This is a genomic window from Lachnospiraceae bacterium JLR.KK008 (assembly GCA_037015955.1).
GTDB lineage: Bacteria > Bacillota > Clostridia > Lachnospirales > Lachnospiraceae > VSOB01.
This window is the reverse complement of the sequence record CP143548.1, coordinates 2,986,608-3,003,981: the sequence shown is the minus strand read 5'-3', so window position 1 is coordinate 3,003,981 and position 17,374 is coordinate 2,986,608. Positions and strand designations below refer to the sequence as shown.

The 17,374-nt window shown below is 45.1% G+C and carries 17 protein-coding genes; 11 read left to right on the top strand and 6 right to left on the bottom strand.

Features of this window, described 5'->3' with window-relative positions; all coding sequences use genetic code 11:
- Window positions 1-81: 81 nt before the first annotated feature.
- From V1224_14830 to V1224_14795, 8 genes are all read left to right on the top strand, one after another.
- Window positions 82-1,413 carry a trypsin-like peptidase domain-containing protein gene (locus V1224_14830; GenBank protein WWR15727.1) on the top strand — a complete coding sequence of 444 codons (1,332 nt, stop codon included), beginning with the start codon at window positions 82-84 and terminating at the stop codon, window positions 1,411-1,413.
- Between the two features lie 135 nt (window positions 1,414-1,548).
- Complete coding sequence (locus tag V1224_14825; GenBank protein WWR15726.1) at window positions 1,549-2,499, top strand: HD domain-containing protein; 951 nt, start codon at window positions 1,549-1,551, stop codon at window positions 2,497-2,499.
- Window positions 2,500-2,577: 78 nt separating this feature from the next.
- Window positions 2,578-3,963 (top strand): 23S rRNA (uracil(1939)-C(5))-methyltransferase RlmD, encoded by a 1,386-nt coding sequence (gene rlmD / locus V1224_14820; protein ID WWR15725.1) that lies wholly within the window; start codon window positions 2,578-2,580, stop codon window positions 3,961-3,963.
- Between the two features lie 53 nt (window positions 3,964-4,016).
- On the top strand, window positions 4,017-4,244 hold the full coding sequence (locus V1224_14815) for a hypothetical protein (protein ID WWR15724.1): 228 nt from the start codon (window positions 4,017-4,019) through the stop codon (window positions 4,242-4,244).
- A gap of 236 nt (window positions 4,245-4,480) precedes the next feature.
- Window positions 4,481-6,526 carry a DHH family phosphoesterase gene (locus tag V1224_14810; protein ID WWR15723.1) on the top strand — a complete coding sequence of 682 codons (2,046 nt, stop codon included), beginning with the start codon at window positions 4,481-4,483 and terminating at the stop codon, window positions 6,524-6,526.
- Window positions 6,526-6,972, top strand: a complete 447-nt coding sequence (gene rplI, locus V1224_14805; protein ID WWR15722.1) for a 50S ribosomal protein L9 — start codon at window positions 6,526-6,528, stop codon at window positions 6,970-6,972. Before V1224_14810 ends, rplI begins: the two co-directional genes overlap by 1 nt.
- Window positions 6,973-6,999: 27 nt before the next feature.
- Window positions 7,000-8,328, top strand: coding sequence for a replicative DNA helicase (gene dnaB, locus V1224_14800; protein WWR17498.1), 1,329 nt, complete (start codon window positions 7,000-7,002; stop codon window positions 8,326-8,328).
- A 123-nt stretch (window positions 8,329-8,451) separates the two neighbouring features.
- Window positions 8,452-9,117 (top strand): helix-turn-helix domain-containing protein, encoded by a 666-nt coding sequence (locus V1224_14795; protein ID WWR15721.1) that lies wholly within the window; start codon window positions 8,452-8,454, stop codon window positions 9,115-9,117.
- Window positions 9,118-9,143: 26 nt separating this feature from the next.
- On the opposite strand, the gene V1224_14790 is transcribed toward V1224_14795, so the two are convergent.
- From V1224_14790 to pflB, 5 genes are all read right to left on the bottom strand, one after another.
- Complete coding sequence (locus V1224_14790; protein ID WWR15720.1) at window positions 9,144-9,314, bottom strand: 4Fe-4S binding protein; 171 nt, start codon at window positions 9,312-9,314, stop codon at window positions 9,144-9,146.
- A gap of 147 nt (window positions 9,315-9,461) precedes the next feature.
- Window positions 9,462-10,220 (bottom strand): pyruvate formate-lyase-activating protein, encoded by a 759-nt coding sequence (pflA, locus tag V1224_14785; GenBank protein ID WWR15719.1) that lies wholly within the window; start codon window positions 10,218-10,220, stop codon window positions 9,462-9,464.
- Window positions 10,221-10,302: 82 nt separating this feature from the next.
- A complete protein-coding gene (grcA3, locus tag V1224_14780; protein ID WWR15718.1) occupies window positions 10,303-10,548 on the bottom strand; it encodes an autonomous glycyl radical cofactor GrcA3 in 246 nt (81 codons plus the stop codon).
- Between the two features lie 26 nt (window positions 10,549-10,574).
- On the bottom strand, window positions 10,575-10,775 hold the full coding sequence (locus V1224_14775) for a hypothetical protein (protein ID WWR15717.1): 201 nt from the start codon (window positions 10,773-10,775) through the stop codon (window positions 10,575-10,577).
- A 31-nt stretch (window positions 10,776-10,806) separates the two neighbouring features.
- Complete coding sequence (gene pflB, locus V1224_14770) at window positions 10,807-12,846, bottom strand: formate C-acetyltransferase (GenBank protein WWR15716.1); 2,040 nt, start codon at window positions 12,844-12,846, stop codon at window positions 10,807-10,809.
- A gap of 553 nt (window positions 12,847-13,399) precedes the next feature.
- Here pflB and V1224_14765 point away from each other — a divergent pair.
- Window positions 13,400-13,594 carry a DUF1858 domain-containing protein gene (locus V1224_14765; GenBank protein ID WWR15715.1) on the top strand — a complete coding sequence of 65 codons (195 nt, stop codon included), beginning with the start codon at window positions 13,400-13,402 and terminating at the stop codon, window positions 13,592-13,594.
- Between the two features lie 90 nt (window positions 13,595-13,684).
- Here V1224_14765 and V1224_14760 read toward each other — a convergent pair whose 3' ends face one another.
- Entirely contained in the window at window positions 13,685-14,470 is a 786-nt protein-coding gene (locus tag V1224_14760) for an adaptor protein MecA (protein ID WWR15714.1), read from the bottom strand.
- Between the two features lie 664 nt (window positions 14,471-15,134).
- Between V1224_14760 and V1224_14755 the strand changes: the two genes are divergently transcribed.
- Together V1224_14755 and V1224_14750 are read left to right on the top strand one after the other, a co-directional pair.
- On the top strand, window positions 15,135-15,350 hold the full coding sequence (locus tag V1224_14755) for a hypothetical protein (GenBank protein WWR15713.1): 216 nt from the start codon (window positions 15,135-15,137) through the stop codon (window positions 15,348-15,350).
- Window positions 15,351-15,510: 160 nt separating this feature from the next.
- Window positions 15,511-17,205: a glycosyl hydrolase family 18 protein gene (locus V1224_14750; GenBank protein WWR15712.1), complete on the top strand. Its 1,695-nt coding sequence runs from the start codon at window positions 15,511-15,513 to the stop codon at window positions 17,203-17,205.
- Window positions 17,206-17,374 lie beyond the last annotated feature (169 nt).

Below are 17,374 nucleotides of genomic sequence, written 5' to 3'. Positions count from 1 at the left end.
GAATGGCGCGGGGAGGAAACAAAAACCTTGTCAGTCATCCCGCCATCGTCTATACTGAAAGACAGAAAGTGAGAGACGGAGATGACAGAACAGCAAAAAGAAACAGAACAACAAACGGAACAGGCCGGGATTCCCCAATATGATTTTATCAAAGAGCAGATCAAAGAACGGCCTCTGAATAAAAAAAAGCTGCTGCGGCGTACGATCATCACCGCTTCCATGGCAGTGTTATTTGGCCTGGTGGCCTGCCTGACGGTGCTCATATTGGAACCGGTGTTCAGTAACTGGCTGTATCCGGAAGAAATTGCGGAAAATATTACGTTTCCGCCGGAGACGGAGGAGATGCTGCCGGAGGATATGGCGCTGGACGACGAGGAGCTGGAACAGGAGCAGGAAAAAGAGGAAAGGCCGGAGATTATCCCAAAAGAGGAGGACGATGAGCTGAACCGCTACCGGAAAACTTTTCGGGAAATGCAGGAGCTGGCTGCGGAAGTCTCCAAAAGTCTTGTGACGGTCACGGGAGTGACGTCTGACAAAGACTGGTTTGACAACACGTATGAAAGCAAAGGGCAGACGACCGGCGTCATTGTCGCCAGCAATAACCGGGAGTATCTGATCCTGACAGATGCGGAGCCGTTAAAAACAGTGGAGACGATCAATGTGACGTTCTGCGAGGATACGCAGGTGCAGGCGGAGATCAAAATGACAGATCCGATCACCGGCCTGGCGGTGCTCAGTATTGACAGTAAGCTGCTTGGCAGCGACGTTCTCGATGGAATTACGACCGCCAATCTTGGCAGTTCGAATTATGCGGCCTTGACCGGCAGTCCGGTGATCGCGCTTGGCAGTCCTGCGGGTATGAGCGGATCGATTATGTATGGGGTAGTCACCTCCGGCGGAAATACATTAAATACGGTAGATTCGAAATATAAGCTGATCACCACAGATATGTACGGCAGTCAGAGCAGCACAGGGGTACTCGTAAATCTTCAGGGCCAGATCATCGGCATTATCGAACAGGATTATAATGATTCGCAGATGAAAAATATGATTGCGGCATTTGGCATTTCAGAATTAAAGAATACGATTGAGCGTCTTTCCAATGGAATTGAGCAGGCGTATATCGGAATTTATGGCACAGATGTGACGGAGGAGGCAAACGAGAATCTGCAGGTTCCTTTTGGGGCATATGTGACAGGGATCGAGATGGACTCCCCAGCCATGCAGGCAGGAATTCAAAGCGGCGATGTCATTGTGAGACTGAATGGAAAAGAAGTGGGAAGTTATGAGGAATATATCTCCGTGCTGTCGGAATGTATCGCGGACAGTACGGTAGGCATTACGATAGTGCGAAAAAATCAGGAAGAATATAAATCCATGAATCTTCAGATTACGTTGGGAACACTGAAATAAAGGGGATATGATTCCTATTTCGAACGGGTTATGATATAATGTCGAAAGATTGAAAAGCGGCAGATGACATGGCGGGCATGGGCAGAGCAGCCGTCATCAGATCAGAGGAAAACATTTGAAAGGAATATCAGATTGATGAAATATATCAAGGACTATAAAGAAGGCGACAGAGTATTTGACATTTATTTATGTAAGCATAAGCAGTCTGCGGTGACAAAGAACGGAAAGGCCTACGAGAATGTTATCCTGCAGGATAAAACAGGGACGGTTGATGCTAAAATATGGGATCCGAACAATGCCGGAATCGAAGAGTTTGGCAGTCTGGATTATATTGAGGTTTATGGTGAAGTGACGAGCTTTCAGAGCGCGCTGCAAGTAAATATCAAGCGGGTGCGCCTCTGCAGGGAAGGGGAATATGACGCGGGCAATTACCTTCCGGTCAGTGAACAGGACATCGAGACGATGTACGCCCGGCTTTTGAAGATCATTGACAGTGTTTCCAACAATAGTCTGAAAGCGTTATTGGACGCATTTTTCAGAAACGATGAAACGTTTGTCAGGGCGTTCAAACAATCGTCCGCGGCGAAAACCGTACATCATGGTTTTGTCGGAGGCCTGCTGGAACATACTCTGGGGGTTGCCGGTCTGTGTGAATACTATTGCAGTGCCTATCCACTGTTGAACAGAGACTTGCTGCTGACGGCCGCCCTCTGCCATGATATTGGGAAGACAAGAGAGCTTTCCCTGTTTCCGGAAAATGATTATACGGATGAAGGACAGCTTTTGGGACATATTGTGATGGGTTCTGAAATGATCGGAGAAAAAGTGCGTGAAGTGAAAGGATTTCCCAAAGAGCTGGAGAGCGAGCTGAAGCACTGTATTCTTGCGCATCACGGAGAATATGAATTTGGTTCCCCGAAAAAGCCGGCGCTCATAGAGGCGGTTGCACTCAACTTTGCGGACAATACCGATGCAAAGATGCAGACATTTACCGAGATATTGAAAAATGCACAGGGCGATGGCTGGCTTGGCTTTAACCGCCTGTTCGAGTCTAATGTAAAAAAGACACAGGTAGAAGAAAAGTAAGAATGACAGGAAAAACAGGGAAAAAGCAGAGCAGTTCAAACTGTGACATTAGGGTATAGTGCGAAGAGAAGGCGGAAAATGGTTTATAAGAAAAATGATATTATCCTTTTACATATTGAAGATTTGAGTGCGGAAGGCCAGGGAATTGGTAAGGCGGAAGGTTTTCCCTTTTTTGTCAAAGACGCGGTCATCGGTGATACCATAGAGGCCAGAGTGACAAAGCTGAAGAAAAATTATGGTTATGCCAGACTGGAGAAGGTGGTGACACCTTCTTCTTTTCGCGTAGAGCCGATGTGTGCTTTTCATAAGCAGTGCGGCGGCTGTCAGATTCAAGTGCTTTCTTATGAAAGACAACTGGAATTTAAAACAAAGAAAGTGGCAAACAATCTCATCCGCCTGGGCGGGTTTCCGGCAGAACTGATTGAACGGAAGATCGAACCGATCATTGGGATGCAAACGCCGTTTCATTATCGCAATAAAGCACAATTTCCGATTGGAACAGACAAAAACAATGACATAGTAGTAGGGTTTTATGCGGGCAGGACGCATACGATTATTGCCAATACGGACTGTGCGCTGGGGACTTTAGAAAACAGGGAGATTTTAGAGGCGGTACTTTCTTATATGCGTAACTATAAGGTTGAGGCTTATGATGAAGGTAGCGGCCGGGGGCTCATCCGCCATGTACTGATCCGCAAGGGATTTGCGACCGGGGAGCTGATGGTCTGCCTGATTATCAATGGTCAGAGTCTTCCCTTTGCGGAAGAACTGACAACAGATCTGATTCGGATCAAAGGTATGACGAGTGTGTCATATTGTGTCAATCGGGAGAAAACGAATGTGATTATGGGCGAGAAAGTCGTGTCTCTCTGGGGCAGCAGGACGATCAGAGATCAGATCGGGGAAATAACATTTTCCATCTCTCCGCTTTCGTTTTACCAGATCAACCCGGTACAGACAAGGAAACTGTACGAGCTGGCAGTGGAATATGCGGACCTGCATGGTACGGAGACGGTATGGGATCTGTATTGTGGTATTGGCACGATCTCCATTTTCATGGCCGGCAAGGCAGGCCGGGTTTATGGAGTCGAAGTGATTCCGCAGGCGATCGAGGATGCCAGAGAAAACGCAAGGCTCAACGGAATTGACAATGCGGAGTTTATCGTGGGGAAGGCAGAAAATGTGCTTCCGGAGAAATATGCGTCAGAGGGCATTCATGCGGACGTGATCGTAGTAGATCCTCCGCGCAAAGGCTGTGATGAGAAATGCCTGGAGACGATACTGCAGATGCGCCCGCAGAAGATCGTATATGTGAGCTGTGATTCTGCGACGCTGGCAAGAGACTTGAAGATACTGTGTGAAGGCGGTTATGAATTGCAACGGGTCAGGCCGGTGGACATGTTTCCGCAGACTGTGCATGTGGAGACGGTTGTAATGCTTTCTCACAAAAATCCGACAGCGTAATCAATGTAAAAGCAGAGTATGGTAAAGGCTTGCTAGAAGAGTTGTCAAAGCATATGACACAGGACTTTGGAAAAGGATTTACTGTTGCCAATTTGAAAAATATGCCAGAATTTTATATGCAGGAAGCTGTAAAATCCCGATGGAGTACCAGACAACTAGGGTGTCAGATAAATTCCTTCTTTTATGAAAGATTATTATCCAGTAAAAATAAAAAGCAAGTTGCAGAAGAAATACAGACATTAGAGCCAGCGAAGAAGAGTTATAATAATGTCATTGTCTAAAAGACATTAATCCACCTCCCTGCCCCTGCCGATTTTTCATCGACAAACCACGTATAAAAACGCACAATATCTGACAGAATTTGTCATTATCAGACAAAATCTCCTTATATTTGGCTGCATAATGTTATAGCAATTAGAAGAAAGAAATGCTATAATGATAGCATATTGTTTTGGCAGATAGATATATATTTTGATATAGAAAGAAACGAAACAGGTATCTGCCCAGAGGTAACATAATGAAAAAAAGGATTAAGCTAAAAGGAAGACTGAGATTATATCTTCAGGGTTCCATGTTGCTTGGTATTTGGCTCGTACTGATAAATTTTGGTATTTACCTGATGGATTACCGTTCAGGTCTTTTGCTCACAGGGGCTTTGATTGTTTATTTTGCAGTTATTTTTATGCTGATGTTCTATAACAAACCGGTTATTATGAACGAGCTGATCAGCTTTGCGACACAGTATGGACAGATTCAGAAACGACTTTTGCGGGAAATGGAGATTCCCTATGCGCTGTTGGATGAGGGCGGAAAGGTCATCTGGACGAATAAAGCATTCGAAAAAGTAATACATAAAGAAAAAGGCTATCACAAAGCAATTACCGCCGTTTTTCCGGAACTGACAAAGGACAGGCTCCCCGGTGAGGAGGAAGAGACGGAGACGGGACTGGTATTTGAAGACAGTGAATTTACGGTAAAGATGAAAAAAATTTCCCTGCGGGATATGGCAGTAAACAGTGAGATCTTTCAGGAACCGAATTATAAAGGATTTCTGATCGCCCTTTACCTGTATGATGAAACGGCGTTGAAGATCGCTCTGAGGGAGAATGATAATCAGTCTCTGGCTGTGGGAATGATTTATCTGGATAACTATGAGGAAGCACTGGAAAGTGTGGAAGAAGTCAGACGTTCTCTTTTGATTGCGTTGATCGACCGGATGGTCAATAAATACATCGCTTCGATGGACGGCATTGCCAAGAAGCTGGAGAAGGACAAGTATTTTATTATTTTGCGCAAGGAATCCGTTCTCTGCCTGGAAGAGAATAAATTTGATCTTCTGGATGATGTGAAGACGGTCAATATCGGGAATGAAATGGCAGTCACGTTGAGTATTGGCATCGGGTTGGACGGGCTCAGCAATACACAAAATTATGAATTTTCCAGAGCCGCTATCGATCTCGCACTCGGACGGGGCGGTGATCAGGCGGTCGTTAAGACATCGGATTCTATCACGTATTATGGCGGGAAAAGCCAGCAGGTAGAGAAAAATACACGGGTTAAGGCGAGAGTAAAAGCCCATGCCTTAAATGAGATCATTTCTTCAAAAGATAAAGTACTTGTCATGGGCCATCGAATGGCAGATGTGGACAGCTTTGGGGCGGCGATCGGTATCTACCGGATCGCAAAATCTTTAAATAGAAAAGCACATATTGTAATCAATGATGTTACAACGTCGGTCAGCCCTCTGCTTGCTATGTTTCAGGACAATCCTGAATATGAGGAAGATCTGATCATTAACAGTGCACAGGCAATCGAGGCATCGGAAAACAATACGGTATTGATCGTTGTAGATGTCAACAAGCCGAGTATTACGGAATGTCCGGAACTGCTGCACACATGCAAGTCGATCGTTGTGCTCGATCATCACAGACAGGGTTCGGAGACAATAGAAAATGCAACTTTGTCTTATGTAGAGCCATATGCTTCGTCGGCGTGTGAAATGGTTACGGAAATCCTGCAATATATCAAGGATGGTATCAGGCCCAGAGCCGAGGAGGCCGACAGCATGTATGCGGGCATCATCATTGATACGAACAACTTTACAACAAAGACCGGGGTCCGCACATTCGAGGCGGCGGCGTATCTGCGCAGGAATGGGGCCGATGTGACCCGGGTGAGAAAGCTCTTTCGTGAAGATGCGATGGAATACAAGACAAGGGCGGACGTTGTCAGACAGGCGGAAATTTATAAAAAATGTTATGCGTTGTCTACCTGCTCCAGCGATGGCGTAAAGAGTCCTACTGTGATCGGTGCGCAGGCTGCCAATGAACTGATGAATATCAAAGGCATCAGGGCAAGCTTTGTCATGACGCAGTTCCAGGGTAAAATATATTTCAGCGCCCGTTCGATTGACGAAGTCAATGTACAGGTTATCATGGAACGGTTGGGCGGCGGCGGTCATATGAACATCGCGGGAGCGCAGATGGAAAACATTTCGTTACAGGAAGCTGTATCGATAATGAAAGCTACTTTAGACAGAATGATGGAAGAAGGCGATTTATAATGAAGATTATATTATTGGAAGATGTGAAGAGTCTCGGCAAAAAGGAAGAGATTATCGAGGTCAATGACGGTTATGCCAGAAATTATATTTTACCCAAAAAGCTCGGCGTAGAGGCGACCTCAAAAAATCTCAATGATTTAAAACTGCAAAAGGCAAATAAAGAAAAAATTGCTCAGGAGCAGTTTGAAGCGGCTCAGGCTTTTGCGAAGGATATGGAAACAAAAGAAGTGGTCGTTAAGATAAAAGCCGGCGAGGGCGGCAAAGTATTTGGTTCGGTGTCGACCAAAGAGATCGCGCAGGCGGCGAAGGCGCAATGTGGCATGGAAATTGACAAGAAGAAGATACAGCTTGGGGAGCCGATCAAAAGTTTTGGCGTTTATGAGGTTGCGGTTAAACTTCACCAGAAGGTGACAGGAAAGCTGAAAGTAAAAGTACAGGAAGAGTAACAGAGGCAAAAGAGAACTATGGCAGAAATGGAAGAGGCATTGTTAAAACGGGTATTACCCCACAGTGTGGAGGCAGAACAGTCTGTGATCGGTTCCATGATCATGGACCGGGAAGCCATCGTCGTAGCTGCCGAGTTATTACATAGAGAAGACTTTTACGGCAAGCAGTATGGAGCCGTATTTGAGGCGATTATTGAACTGAATGACGAAGGAAAACCTGTTGATGTCGTCACATTACAGGATCGGCTAAAAGAGAAAGACGTGCCTCCGGAGATCAGCAGTCTGGAATTTATCCGTGACTTGATCACGGGCCTGCCCACATCGGCAAACATCAAATATTATGCCAACATCGTCTCCGAAAAGGCAACGCTGCGTAAGCTGATCCGTTTGAATGAAGAGATCGCCAATACCTGCTATGTCGGTAAAGAAAATCTGGAGACGATATTAGAAGACACGGAAAAGAGAGTCTTTGATCTGCTACAGAGAAGAAACAGCAGCGATTATGTGCCGATCCGGGAAATCGTCATGAATGCTATGGACAGGATTGAGATGGCTTCCAAAAATAAAGGAGTGGTGACAGGCATTCCCACAGGGTTTATTGATCTGGATTACAGAACAGCCGGGATGCAGCCTTCCGATTTGATTTTGATAGCAGCGAGACCTTCGATGGGGAAGACGGCATTTGTACTCAATATCGCACAGTATATGGCTTTCAAGCAAAGCCAGACAGTTGCTGTTTTCAGTCTGGAAATGTCAAAAGAGCAGCTTGTGAATCGTCTCTTTTCGTTGGAATCAAAAGTTGATTCTCAGCATATCCGTACCGGAAATCTGACAGATACGGAATGGGAAAAACTAATTGAGAGTGCCGGTATTATCGGAAAGTCGAATCTGATCATTGATGATACGCCAGGAATCAGCATATCGGAGCTTCGATCAAAATGCAGGAAGTATAAGTTGGAGCATGATTTGAAGATTGTTATCATTGATTATCTTCAGTTAATGTCAGGGAGTGGCCGTACGGATTCCAGACAACAGGAAATATCTGACATATCGCGGTCTCTGAAAGCGCTTGCCCGGGAACTGAATGTTCCGGTGATTGCATTGTCACAGCTCAGCCGTGCGGTGGAGCAGAGACCGGATCACAGACCGATGCTTTCCGATCTTCGTGAATCGGGTGCCATAGAGCAGGATGCAGATGTGGTCATGTTTATATACAGAGATGACTATTATAATAAAGACACAGATATTAAAGGCGTGGCGGAGATTATTATCGCGAAACAGAGAAACGGTCCAATCGGGACGGTGAATCTGGCCTGGCTGCCGGATTACACGAAATTCGCAAATATACAGAAATAAAAAATACATATTTCATACGAAAGAGGACAAGCAAAGGATGCCTGTCCTTTTTGTTTTTATAAAATGTATCAATACGCTGCGGCGGTTTGGAAACAGAGAAAATTATCATAAGGAGGAAAAAGTATGGAACAGAAAATGTACATGATTTCAGATGCGGCAAAACAGGTAGAAGTAGAGAGTCATGTCCTGCGATATTGGGAAGATGAACTGGAACTGCCGATCAAGAGGAACAAGCTGGGACACCGTTATTACACGGCGGATGATGTCAATCGCCTGAAGAGAGTGAAGTCGATGAAAGAGCAGGGATTTCAGCTCAAAGCAATACGCCGGGCATTGAAAGAAGAAATGCAGGAACCAAATCGTATGGAAACTGAAAAAGGTGGCAAGGAAAAAGAGACAATGATAGCTGACAGGAAAGAGAATGAAAAGGGAGAAATTGAGACTGTTGCGAAGAGAGAGACAGGAGGGCTGGCGATTACTTTGAGCGACACCTATACAGTAAAAGAAAGAGAGACACAAAATAAAGAAGACAAATCTTACCGGTTGCAGATACTGTTGAAAAATATGATGTTGGAAGCGATCCAGGAGGGGAATGAGAAGTTCTGTGAACAGATCAAGGAAAGTGTCTTAAAAGAATTAGATTATCAGTTCCGCGTGCAGGAAGAGCGGGAAGAAGCGCGTGAAAGTGAAAGGATGAAACGCGAAGAAGAACATTTCAAGAAAATTGACGAATTGATACGGGAGAAAGCAGAGAAGAAAGAAAAAAGAAAAAAGCACTCATTTTTCTGAGTGCTTTTCACATATTAAGACGGTGATTATTCTTCAGAAATAGAACCTGTAGGGCAAGCACCTGCACAAGAACCACAGCTGATGCATTTGTCGGGATCGATCTGGAACTGTGTATCTCCCATGCTGATAGCGCCTACAGGGCACTGACCTTCGCAAGCTCCACAGCTTACGCAACCATCGCTAATTACATATGCCATAATAATTATCCTCCTTAAAATCCGGTTTCTTTTTGATCTGTTGGTTGATCGCTACATACATTTTAATACAAATGTATGATGAATACAAGTAGAAAATGCAGGAAAAGCGTGACATGCCTGTCATTCATTGCGCATCAGAGGTTGCAATCAGGCTTTTTCATCATCTGCCCGTCTTGCCTTGATCCCGTTTAAAATAACCTGCTTTTTCTCAATCACTTTATCTTTATCCATCGCTTCTACCCCGTCCAGTTTATAGGGGATGCCGAGTTTTTCATATTTGGGCTTGCCCATCGTGTGGTAGGGAAGGACATCGAGCGCTTTCAGCGTTTTCAAACCACCGATAAAATATCCCAGACGATACAGATAAGTATCATCGTCAGTGATGCCCGGAACGACAACATGACGAATCCAGATATCGATACCCTTAGAGGACAAGTACTCAGCAAAAGCAAGAATTTTATCATTTGGCTGCGCGGTAAGCTCTTTATGCTTTTCCGGATCAATATGTTTGATATCAAGCATTACGAGATCTGTGAGCGCGAGCAGCTGATCCAGTTTTTCCATCCAGCTACTGTTTTGTGGGGTGAAAGCGATGCCGGAAGAGTCGATGCATGTATGGATATTCTTTTCTTTTGCAAGTGTAAATAATTCAATCAGAAAATTGACCTGCATCAGAGGTTCGCCGCCGGTAACGGTGATACCGCCGCCCTTATAGAAACTGACGTTTCTTTCATATTGCTCAATAATCTCGGAAGCCTCCATAACAGTACCGGCATTCATTTCCCACGTATCCGGATTGTGACAATAGGCGCACCGCATCGGACAACCCTGTACGAATACGACGAAGCGGACGCCAGGGCCGTCTACGGTGCCAAAAGATTCCAGAGAATGAATTCTGCCACTCATATTTAGCTTCTCCTTTCGTAGAAACCAAAACCCCTGGATTTTATTCCAGGGGTTTGATTACCTGTTACAAATGATACTGCGATCAGATGCTCTCGTGGAACGTACGGGAAATGACATCTGCCTGCTGCTCCGGTGTCAGTTTAATGAAGTTAACTGCATAGCCGGATACGCGGATCGTCAGCTGCGGATAATTCTCAGGATGTTTCTGAGCATCCAGCAACATATCTCTGTTTAAAACGTTTACATTCAGATGATGTCCGCCTTTTGTTGCATAACCATCTAATAAAGATACAAGATTGTCTACCTGGGCTGTATTTACTGCTGCCATTTTATATTCCTCCTTCAAGATTTTTATTATTGATAGTCATCAAGACCCTGATGCAGGGTAGGCACACTGCATGCCAGAGGAGTTCTCGAACAATCCGTACATCCCATGGTCTGAACAGTGGCAGCTTTTTCGCTCGTGGCGTCAGTATCTACATTTACATGACCGACACCCTTTGCCATACCGGCGTCCAGCATCTTTACAAGTTCTTCTACTTGCTTGTCATCCATTACATTGTCCTCCCTGCCTGGAATTCATAATTTATTTGTTCAAATCGATCTCGATGTCGCCTGCGAATACCTGATCTTCTTTTCCGAGAGCTCCCGGGATGATTGTGAAGGTATTGGAAATACCGTCCTGTGCATCCTTGAACGGAAGTTTGGATACGGAAGACAGAGAAGCGACTGCGCCGTGAGTATCGCGTCCGTGCATCGGGTTAGCGCCAGGAGCGAACGGCTGTCCTTTCTTACGTCCATCAGGTGTATTGCCTGTTGCTTTACCATAAGTTACATTGGATGTAATTGTAAGGATGGAAGTTGTAGGTACACCGTTTCTATAAGTATGATGTCTTCTGATTGCTGTCATGAATTTATGAACAACATCCTGTGCAATAGAGTCAACACGATCATCATCGTTACCATATTTCGGGAAATCGCCGGTTGTCTTGAAGTCAACGATTACGCCGTCATCGTCACGAACAACTTCAACTTTCGCATGTTTGATTGCGGAAAGAGAGTCAGCCACGATAGAAAGACCAGCAACACCTGTTGCAAAATAACGTTTTACATCTCTGTCATGAAGAGCCATCTCTGCTCTCTCATAGCAGTATTTGTCATGCATGTAGTGAATGATATTCAGAGTATTGACATAAACATCTGCCTGCCATTCCATCATATCCATGAATTTTGCATAGACGTCATCGTAATCAAGCACGTCGCCTTCTACAGGACGATATTTCGGGCCAACCTGTTTCTTTGTCACTTCATCTACACCGCCATTGAGAGCATACAGCAGACATTTAGCGAGGTTAGCGCGGGCTCCGAAGAACTGCATCTCTTTACCGATAACCATGGAGGATACGCAGCATGCGATACCATAGTCGTCACCGTGAGTTGCTCTCATCAGATCATCATTCTCATACTGGATGGAAGATGTCGTGATGGAGATCTTAGCGCAGTATTTCTTGAAGTTCTCAGGAAGTCTTGTAGACCAGAGAACTGTCAGGTTCGGCTCCGGGCTTGCACCGAGGTTCTCCAGTGTGTGCAGATAACGGAAGCTCATCTTAGTAGCCATGTGACGTCCGTCAACACCAACACCTGCAAGAGACTCTGTAACCCATACAGGATCGCCTGCAAAGATCTGATTGTACTCAGGGGTACGTGCGAACTTAATCAGACGCAGTTTCATGATGAAGTGGTCAACAAATTCCTGAATCTGCTCTTCTGTAAAGGTGCCATTTGCGAGGTCTCTCTGAGCATAGCAATCAAGGAATGTAGAAGTACGTCCAAGGGACATAGCAGCACCATTCTGCTCTTTTACTGCACACAGATAACCGAAGTATACGGCCTGAATTGCTTCCTGTACATTTGTGGAAGGCTTGGAGATGTCGCAGCCATAGGAAGCAGCCATCTCTTTCATCATCTTCAGAGCAACCATCTGCTCGGAAAGCTCTTCGCGAAGACGAATCACATCATCTGTCATCACACGTCCTGTGGAATCTTTCTGCGCCTGTTTGTCTTCAATCAGGTAGTCGATACCGTACAGAGCAACACGTCTGTAGTCACCGATGATACGGCCACGACCATAAGCATCCGGAAGGCCTGTGATGATATGAGAAGAACGGCAAGCTCTCATTTCAGCATTATAGGCATCGAAGCAACCTGCGTTGTGTGTTTTTCTATGTGTGGAGAAGAATTCGCTGATCTCAGGATCAACTTCATATCCATTGTCAGAGCAAGCCTTCTCAGCCATTCTGATACCACCATAAGGCTGAAGAGAGCGTTTGAACGGTTTGTCTGTCTGGAAGCCGACGATCGTCTCCTTGCTCTTGTCTAAGTAACCCGGTCCGTGGGAAGTGATCGTGGAAACGACCTTGGTATCCATATCAAGGACACCGCCTGCCTCACGTTCTTTTTTCTGTAAATCAAGTACCATGGCCCACAGATCTTTTGTATTCTGTGTAGCGTCTGCCAGGAAGGACTCATCTCCCTCATAAGGAGTATAGTTCCTCTGGATGAAGTCGCGAACGTTGACTTCAGAGTCCCACTTTCCGCCTACAAAATCTTTCCATTCTGGTCTCATTTTGAAATAGCCTCCTATCATATTATTTTAGATAAAACTACTGTTCACCCTGTAAAAATATTATACGTGCTAAAAGACTAAAACGTCAAGGAGAGCTATGTATTTTTTTGTATACAAAACAGTAAATAATATGAAAATTTTATAAATTTTTGTGAAAAACGTGGATAACTTGCCAACTGCAGGATAAAGTATTATAATGTCCACGAAAGCAATGAGCAGTACCAAAACAGCAGATGCCAGTACGGACGCTTGCGGAACGGACTGACAGATGCTGTTTTGACAGGGCGAAGCCCGTGAGCGCAGGGACGGAGTGCCTGCGCGCGGCTGCGAAGAGTCAGGCAGGTTAAGACGTGGCGAGGAAGTGCGAAGCCCGTGAGCGCAGGGACGGAGTGCCTGCGCGGCTGCGAAGAGTCAGGCAGGTTAAGACGTGGCGAGGAAGTGCGAAGCCCGTGAGCGCAGGGACGGAGTGCCTGCGCGGCTGCGAAAGAGCGTGCGGTATGAGGAAAGCAGGCGAACACAAGAACATATTATGACACATACAGGAGGTAGAAAGATGGCAGGAATTACAAAGGACATGACAATCGGAGAGATCCTTCGGATCAATCCTCAGGTCGCTTCAGTCTTGATGGGAGCAGGTATGCACTGTCTTGGCTGTCCATCCGCACAGGGTGAGACGCTGGAAGAGGCCGCAATGGTTCACGGTATGGACATTGATGAGCTTATGAAGCAGATTGAAGCAACGGCATAAAGGCGTCCTGCGCTGGGAAACACAGACCAAAACAAAAAGAAGCAGCTCTGTCTGGCAGAGGACTGCTTCTTTTATTTGACTGTCAGTAAATCAGACCATTGCCAGTGACTGCAGGGCATTATCTGCGATAAACAGTTCACAGTGTTCGTTCAGATATGCTTCCGTACCGGCAGAATATTTCTCTGTAAAACCATATTCAGAAATAATGTTGCATACTTTGTTAAACTCTTCGGGAGAATGATTTCCCTTGGTGAGAATGAGAGCGTAAGCGTCTGACTTCTCGTTCCTGTATAAGGAATTAACACCGTTATAGAAATTTCTCAATACATGGGCCAGCCGGGTCAGTTCGCTTAAATGAGGAAAGGTAAACACTCTTGTCATGTCGACAACAGATGAGAGAGCTACCGTATCACTGTCTTCTGTCAGATCGGACAGGGAAGGGGTCAGGCTGGCTGACTGAACGGATTCCCCATCGGAAGCGTTTTGATACTTATTCTCATGAATTTTTTTAAACAAATCAAGAACATCATCGGCGCCTTCCAGAAAAGCAGTGGAAGTACTATCCTCTTCCTCTTCGGAATCGTGTACGGAAGGGGCAAATTTAGAAAAGCGGGTGTCCAGCTCTTCAGGATCTTCCACTTTTGTGATAATAAGTATAATACATTCCGAATTTAATGGAATCGCTTCTATCATCAACGGAATGTTCTCTGCTTCAAAACCACATTCAAAGGAGGCCTGCTGCATCATATCTCGAAATAAAGTTTTCGCTTTTTCCGTGCCGTAAGCCAGTTCGCTGATCTTCAATTCCCGGTCAATGAGATCGGCTTTCGTCAAAGTGCAGCGAATCTGATGGTCATTCACTTTTTCAATTTTCATAAATTCACATCCTTGCTTATATGATACCACTTTATAGGTCTTTCCCATCTGGAAATTAATTCATTGCTTGAACACTAAAACCACCATACAGTTACATGTATCTTATACTCATTGATTCGACAAGTCAATAGAGAGGAAATGGTATTCATAAATTTTTCATAATTTTTTTAAAAGGCTTGTGTCATACGAATATTTACGTTATAATAATGCCCAGAGATGCTTTCGGACAAACAGTATTTGGAAGGAGGCAGATATTTTTTTCAAACCCGGGGCATGAATTCATGCCAGTCTACATTAAGTCTTGAAACGGAAAGTTTCATCCAATTAACCTCTGCTTGTTAGTATGAGGAAGTCTTATAAGCTTATGTGTCTATATTGAACATCAAAATTTTCCAACTATTTCTTAATGTTATAATTCAAATTTTTTCACCACTGATTTATTTTATGTCATAATACACGTCCCTGCATCTCTTCAGAACTGTTTTATACCATATTTACCAAAAAATTATAAAAATCCGAAGGAATAGAATGTATCACAAGGTTTCTCCTTCTGCGGATTTTTAAAAGTACGGGATATGCGAAGCCATGTTTTATCGCAGGTTAGCGCCCGTACGGCGGGTGAGGAATCGTTTCGCCCGACTTTGGATGAGAAAGGAGGGAGTGTGTGCTGCAAAAAGATAATCAGAATGAGATGAAGGAACGGTTGGAAAAGCTCGTAAAAGAAGGTGCGGAGCTGTATCTTGACGGAAAACGTGTATCGGCAGAAGAACTGGCACAGACATGTTGTGTAAATGAAGAGTCTGTCTATATGCCCGATTATGTGGTAAATCAGGAAGGCAGGCTGACGCAGCTTCGATATGACAGAGTCCGTCTGACCTGACAGAGAGGAGGGGATCACGATAAATAAGGAAACGGATCAAGGAGCCTTTACGCTGACAGACAGTGATCTCCCTTAAAAATACAAAAAACGTCAAAATTGGTAATGACGGTATCAGAATAGTCTGATATAATGGGGACGATTGGAAAGGAGCTGGAAGCGAATGAAAAAAATGATTCCGGTAATAGTTGCAATCGTCCTTATTATTTTGGTAGTTGCGGCCAGTTTGGGAATGAAAATAATAGAAAAATATTCTTATTCCAAAGAAAGAGCGGATCTGGAAGATTATTTTAATCTGCACGAAGAGAGAGAGACTGCGATCGTGCTTCAGGATGAGATACTGGAAGATAAGGCTCTTTTAATAGATGGCATGTATTATTTCAGCCTGGATACGGTACATCAGTATTTTAACGAGCGTTTTTATGAGGACAATGGGGAAGGACTGCTGTTATACACGACTCCCTATGACATCATAAGAGCGAATATTGGCAGTACAGAGTATTTGCAGGAGGGGGCCAATGAGGACGCCGGTTATGTGATCGCCAGATATGAAGGTGATGTGTTATATGTTGCGGCAGAATACGTGAAAAAGTTCACAAACTTTTCATACGAAACCTATACGGAGCCTAATCGTATGCAGGTCTACACACAGTGGGGAGAACAGACCTGGGCGGAAATTACGAAAGATACGGCAGTTCGCTATCAGGGCGGCGTGAAAAGTGAGATTCTGAAAGATATGGAAGCGGGCAGTACGGTCATAGTTCTGGAAGAGATGGATACGTGGGTCAGGGTGAAGACAGATGCGCTGATCGGTTATGTGGAGAGAAAGCGGCTGGACAATATGCACACAGAGCAGATGACAGCAGTGACGGACTATGAAGAACCCGTGTATACAAACATATCGAAAGATTATAAGATCTGTATGGCGTGGCATCAGGTGACAAATGCGGCGGCCAATGCCACACTGACCGATGCGCTGGCCGGAACGCAGGGGCTGAACACGATTTCTCCGACATGGTTTTCCCTGAGTGACGAGGATGGTAATTTTACAAGCATAGCCTCGACGGATTATGTAGCGCAGGCGCATCAGAGAGGCCTGGAAGTGTGGGGACTGGTTGATAATTTTAATGATGCCGTGGACACCTATAATGTGCTGTCTTCCACATCAAAACGGACTCATTTGATAGATGGGCTCATGCAGGCGGCTGCGGCCTGCGGCATGGATGGGATCAATATAGACTTTGAAGCGCCGCAAATGGGAGCGGAATCAGGGGAGCACTTTGTACAGTTTATCCGTGAACTGTCGATTGCCTGCCGGGCGGCCGGGCTTGTCCTCTCTATCGACAATTATGTGCCAATCGGAAATACGGAATACTACGGGAGAGCAGAACAGGGAGCGGTAGCCGATTATGTAATTATTATGGGTTATGATGAACATTGGTCAGGAAGTTCTGAGGCGGGCAGCGTGGCTTCTATTGGATTTGTGGAAAGCGGCATTCAGAAAACATTGGAAGATGTACCTCCGGAAAAAGTCATCAACGCAGTACCGTTTTACACGAGAGTGTGGAAGACGGAAGGCGGCGAGATGACGAGCAGTGCGCTGGGCATGAACTCTGTGGATCAATTTCTTGCCCAAAATGGTGTGTCTGCGGTATGGGATGAGGAGACATGTCAGAATTATGCGGAATTTGAGGATAATAACGGCTGTCTGTATCAGGTTTGGCTGGAAGATGAGCAGTCTTTGGAAGTAAAGCTGAATATTATGGCAAGATATAAGGTGGCGGGCGTGGGCGCATGGAAGCTGGGCTTTGAGCGTCCCTCGGTATGGAATGTAATAGACGGATTTTTACATGGATAAACTGAGAGCGTTCGCTTCGTAATGAAAGAATACGAAAGACGAAACGATAAACGAGGGCAGAATTCTGAGCGTCAGGGTTCTGCTTTTGTCATTCGGGATTCCGTTGCTTTTGGCGCTGTATCTATATACTATAAAACACAACATGTCAGTTGGAAATTACTGCCTTATC